4 protein-coding genes are annotated in these 4562 nt (G+C 73.1%); all 4 read right to left on the reverse strand.

All coding sequences use genetic code 11. The features are described from left to right. Positions 1 to 55: 55 nt before the first annotated feature. A complete protein-coding gene (locus AZE13_RS16450) occupies positions 56 to 1210 on the reverse strand; it encodes an acyl-CoA dehydrogenase family protein (RefSeq protein ID WP_181690359.1) in 1155 nt (384 codons plus the stop codon). Positions 1211 to 1213: 3 nt separating this feature from the next. After that, the gene (locus tag AZE13_RS16455; protein ID WP_066931989.1) at positions 1214 to 2134 is read right to left on the reverse strand and encodes a hydroxymethylglutaryl-CoA lyase; all 921 of its coding nucleotides are present in this window, start codon (positions 2132 to 2134) and stop codon (positions 1214 to 1216) included. Positions 2135 to 2154: 20 nt separating this feature from the next. Next, positions 2155 to 4209, reverse strand: coding sequence for a biotin carboxylase N-terminal domain-containing protein (locus tag AZE13_RS16460; RefSeq protein WP_066931722.1), 2055 nt, complete (start codon positions 4207 to 4209; stop codon positions 2155 to 2157). A gap of 8 nt (positions 4210 to 4217) precedes the next feature. Then, the coding region (locus AZE13_RS16465) for a carboxyl transferase domain-containing protein (RefSeq protein WP_309302196.1) at positions 4218 to 4562 on the reverse strand (345 nt) is incomplete at its 5' end.

Here is a 4562-nt window from a genome sequence, read left to right on the forward strand (position 1 = left end):
TCCCCTGGATCACCTTGTAAGGGAACCCCAGGAGAAGCCCCCGAAAGGGACCCCCTCAGAGACCCAGCTCCCGGGCGATCAGTATGCGCTGGACCTCGCTGGTGCCCTCGCCGATTTCCAGGATCTTGGCGTCGCGCCACATCCGGGCGACCGGGTACTCGTTCATGAAGCCGTAGCCGCCGTGGATCTGGGTGGCCTCGCGGGCGTTGTCCACCGCGATCTCGGAGGAGTAGAGCTTGGCCAGTGCGGCCTCCTTCTTGAACGGTTCGCCGTGCACCAGCCGGGAGGCGGCGTCGCGCCAGGCGAGCCGGGAGGTGTGGGCGCGCATCTCCATGTCGGCGAGCTTGAACTGGATCGCCTGGTGGCCGCCGATCGGCCGGCCGAAGGCCCGCCGCTCCTTGGCGTACGCCACCGACTCGTCCACGCAGCCCTGTGCCAGGCCGGTGGCCAGCGCCGCGATGGCGATCCGGCCCTCGTCGAGGATCCGCAGGAACTGGGCGTAGCCGCGGCCCTCCTCGCCCAGCAGGTTGCCGGCCGGGACGCGGACGTCGGTGAAGGACAGCTCGCGGGTGTCGGAGGCGCTCCAGCCGACCTTGGAGTACGGGGCGCCGACCGTGCAGCCCGGCGTGCCGGACGGCACGATGATCGCGGAGATCAGCGGGCTTCCGTCGGCCTGGCGGCCGGTGACGGCGGTGACCGTGACCAGCCCCGTGATGTCCGTACCGGAGTTGGTGATGAAGCACTTGCTGCCGTTGATCACCCAGTCTCCGCCGTCCCGCACCGCGGTCGTCCGGGTGGCGCCCGCGTCCGAGCCGCCGTCCGGCTCGGTCAGGCCGAAGGCGCCGAGCAGCTCGCCGCTGCACAGCTTCGGCAGCCACTGCCGTTTCTGCTCCTCGGTGCCGAACCGGTAGATCGGCATGGCGCCGAGGGAGACCGCGGCCTCCAGGGTGATGGCCACCGAGGAGTCGACCCGGGCCAGCTCCTCCAGGACGATGCCGAGCGCCAGGTAGTCGCCGCCCATCCCGCCGTACTCCTCGGGGAACGGCAGGCCGAACAGGCCCATCCGGCCCATCTCCCGCACGATCTCGTACGGGAACGCATGGGCTTCGTAGTACTCGCCGATCTTCGGTGCGACGACGTCATGCGCGAACGCCTCGACCGTACGCCGGAGTTCTTCCAGCTCCTCGGGGAGACGGTGATCCAGGGACATGGGTCACTCCTTGTGGGAGAGGGCGCGGAGAGTGCGCGAGGGACTCGGGCGGCCGAGAACCCCGGCCATCCACACGCTGGTGGCGGTCAGCCGTGCCAGGTCGACCCCGGTGCCGATGCCGAGGCCGTGCAGCATCCACACCAGGTCTTCGGTGGCGAGGTTGCCGGTGGCGCTCCTGGCGTACGGGCAGCCGCCGAGGCCGCCCGCCGAGGCGTCGACGGTGGTGACGCCGTGCTGGAGCGCCGCGAAGGTGTTGGCGAGGGCCTGCCCGTAGGTGTCGTGGAAGTGCACGCCCAGTGCGGAGGCGGGCACGCCCGCCCCGTCGAGGGCGGTGAGCAGGTGCCGGACGTGGCCCGGGGTGGCCACGCCGATGGTGTCGCCCAGGCTCAGTTCGTCACAGCCCAGGTCGCGCAGGGCGCGGCAGACCCGTACGACCTGGGGGATCGGCACCGGGCCCTCCCAGGGGTCCCCGAAGCACATCGAGAGGTAGCCGCGGACGTGGACCCCGGCGTCCTTGGCGCGGGCGACGACCGGCTCGAACATCGCCAGCGCCTCGTCCACCGTCCGGTTGAGGTTGGCCTTGGCGAACGACTCGGTGGCGCTGGCGAACACCGCGATCCGGCGGGCGCCCAGCGCGAGCGCGCGGTCCAGTCCGCGTTCGTTGGGCACCAGCACCGGGAGCCGGTCGGGGTCGAGGTCGTCGAGGAGGGGGAACAGGCGTTCCGCGTCGGCGAGTTGGGGGACCCACTTGGGGTGGACGAAGCTGGTGGCCTCCACCACCGGCAGGCCGGCGTCCGCCAGGCGGTGGATGAACTCCGCCTTGACCTCGGTGGGCACGACGGCCTTCTCGTTCTGGAGGCCGTCGCGGGCGCCGACCTCGTGGATCGTCACCCGGGCCGGCAGGCCCTCGGCGGGCACGGTCATGGGAAGTCCGGTGGCGGCGGTCACGGCGTCTCCTCCGGCTGCTCGTGCGACTGCTCCCGCGACTGTTCCCGCGGCTGCTCCTGCGACTGCTCGTGCGGTGCGACGACGGCCAGGATCTGGTCCATGGCGACCGCGCTGCCCGCGGTGACATCCAGCTCGGTGACGACCCCGGCGTGCGGCGCGGAGATGACGTGCTCCATCTTCATCGCCTCCACCACCAGCAGGCCCTGACCCGCGGCGACTTCCTCTCCGACGGCCACCTTGACGACGGTGACCGTGCCGGGCATCGGTGCCGCGAGAGTGTCCGCGCCGTGCGCCCCGGCGGTCCCGGCCAGCGTCGCCGCCACCGGGTCGTGATCCTGGACGTGCCAGGAGTCGCCGTCCCGGCCGAGCCAGTCGCCGCTGCGGTGGAAGGTGTGCAGGACGCCGCCGACGCTCACCCGGACGGTGTCCGGTGTGACGTCCAAGGGGGCGCCGGGCGGCAGGTCGTACGCCACCGGCTCCTGGCCCGGCACCCGCAGCCAGTGCCGTACGGGCGCCGCCGCGCCGCCCAGCCGGAAGCCGCTCGGGGCCGCGAACGGATCGCGCCAGCCGCCCTCGGGCACCCGCGGCCGGAGCGCGGCCTGCCGCACCGCCGCGGCCGCCGCGTACACCTCGTCCGGCACCCCGTCATCCACCAGCCCGGCCGCCGCCCGCTCCACCAGGCCGGTGTCCAGCTCGCCGGAGACCACATCGGGGTGGGCGAGCAGCCGCCGCAGGAAGCCGGCGTTAGTGGGCACTCCGAGAGTGACCGTCCGGGCCAGCGCGGCCCGCAGCCGGCGCAGCGCGCTCGCGCGGTCCGGGCCGTGCGCGATGACCTTGGCGAGCATCGGGTCGTAGCGGCTGCCGACCTCCCCGCCCTCGCTCAGACCGGAGTCCGTGCGGACCCCGTCGCCTTCGGCCTCGTGCAGCGCCAGTACCGTGCCGCCGGTCGGCAGGAAGTGGGGGGCGCCCCCCGTGACGGACACGGTCTCGGCGCACAGCCGGGCCTCGATGGCATGCCCGGTGAGGGTGACGTCCCGCTGCGCGTACGGCAGGCGCTCACCGGCCGCGATCCGCAGCTGCCACTCCACCAGGTCGAGGCCGCCCCCGGCGCCGGCCGGACCCAGGGACACCGTCAGTTCGGTGACCGGGTGCTCCACCTGGAGCCGGGTGTTCATCTCCATGAAGAAGAACGAGGAGGGGTCCTTGCCCGGCACGATGAACTCCACCGTCCCCGCGCCCCGGTAGCCGCAGGAGCGGGCCACCTGCACCGCCGCCTCACCCATCGCGGCCCGGGTCGGCTCGTCCAGCAGGACCGACGGGGCCTCCTCGACGAGCTTCTGGTGCCGCCGCTGGAGGGAGCACTCGCGCTCGCCGAGGTGGATCACCTTGCCGTGGCCGTCGGCCAGGACCTGGATCTCGATGTGCCGGGGCCGGTCGATCCAGCGCTCGACGAGGAGGGTGTCGTCGCCGAACGAGGAGCGGGCCTCGCGCCGGGCGGCGGCGATCTCCTCGGCGAGCAGCGCCTCGTCCCGCACCCGCCGCATGCCCTTGCCGCCGCCGCCCGCGGACGGCTTGAGCAGCACCGGGAGCCCGATCTCCCGTGCCGCGGCGGCCAGTTGGGCGTCGTCCAGGCCGCTGCCGGAAGAGCCCGGGACGACCGGGACGCCGGCCGAACGGACCGTCTCCTTGGCGCGGATCTTGTCGCCCATCAGCTCGATGGCCTCGGCGGGCGGGCCGATGAAGACCAGCCCGGCGTCCGCGCAGGCCCGGGCGAAGGCGGCGTTCTCGGCGAGGAAGCCGTATCCGGGGTGGACGGCCTGGGCGCCGGTCCGCGCGGCCGCGTCCAGCAGCCGCTCCACGGACAGGTAGCTCTCGGCGGCCGCGGCCGGGCCGATCCGTACGGCCGTGTCGGCCTCGCGGACGTGCCGGGCACCGGCGTCCGCGTCGCTGTACACGGCGACCGAGCGGATGCCGAGGGCGCGCAGCGTACGGATGACGCGGACCGCGATCTCACCGCGGTTGGCGATCAGAACACTCTCGAAGACGCTCATCTGCTCCCTCACATCCGGAAGACGCCGTACCCGGGCTCGCCCAGCGGGGCGTTGGCGCAGGCGGTGAGCGCCAGCCCCAGCACCTGCCGGGTCTCCAGCGGGTCGATCACGCCGTCGTCCCACAGCCGGGCGGTCGCGTAGTAGGCGTTGCCCTGGGTCTCGTACTGCTCGCGGACCGGCGCCTTGAAGGCGTCCTCGTCCTCGGCGCTCCACTCCTCGCCGCGCGCCTGAAGCTGGTCGCGCTTGACGGTCGCGAGGACGGACGCGGCCTGTTCGCCGCCCATCACGGAGATCTTGGCGTTCGGCCACATCCACAGGAAGCGCGGGGAGTACGCCCGGCCGCACATCGAGTA

The sequence above is a fragment of the Streptomyces sp. NBRC 110611 genome (assembly GCF_001590865.1).
GTDB lineage: Bacteria > Actinomycetota > Actinomycetes > Streptomycetales > Streptomycetaceae > Streptomyces.

Excerpts from the sequence above, each read along its gene's own strand:
- AZE13_RS16450 (WP_181690359.1), bottom strand. The coding sequence starts at position 1,210 with ATGTCCCTGGATCACCGTCTCCCCGAGGAGCTGGAAGAACTCCGGCGT.
- AZE13_RS16455 (WP_066931989.1), bottom strand. The coding sequence starts at position 2,134 with ATGACCGTGCCCGCCGAGGGCCTGCCGGCCCGGGTGACGATCCACGAG.
- AZE13_RS16460 (WP_066931722.1), bottom strand. The coding sequence starts at position 4,209 with ATGAGCGTCTTCGAGAGTGTTCTGATCGCCAACCGCGGTGAGATCGCG.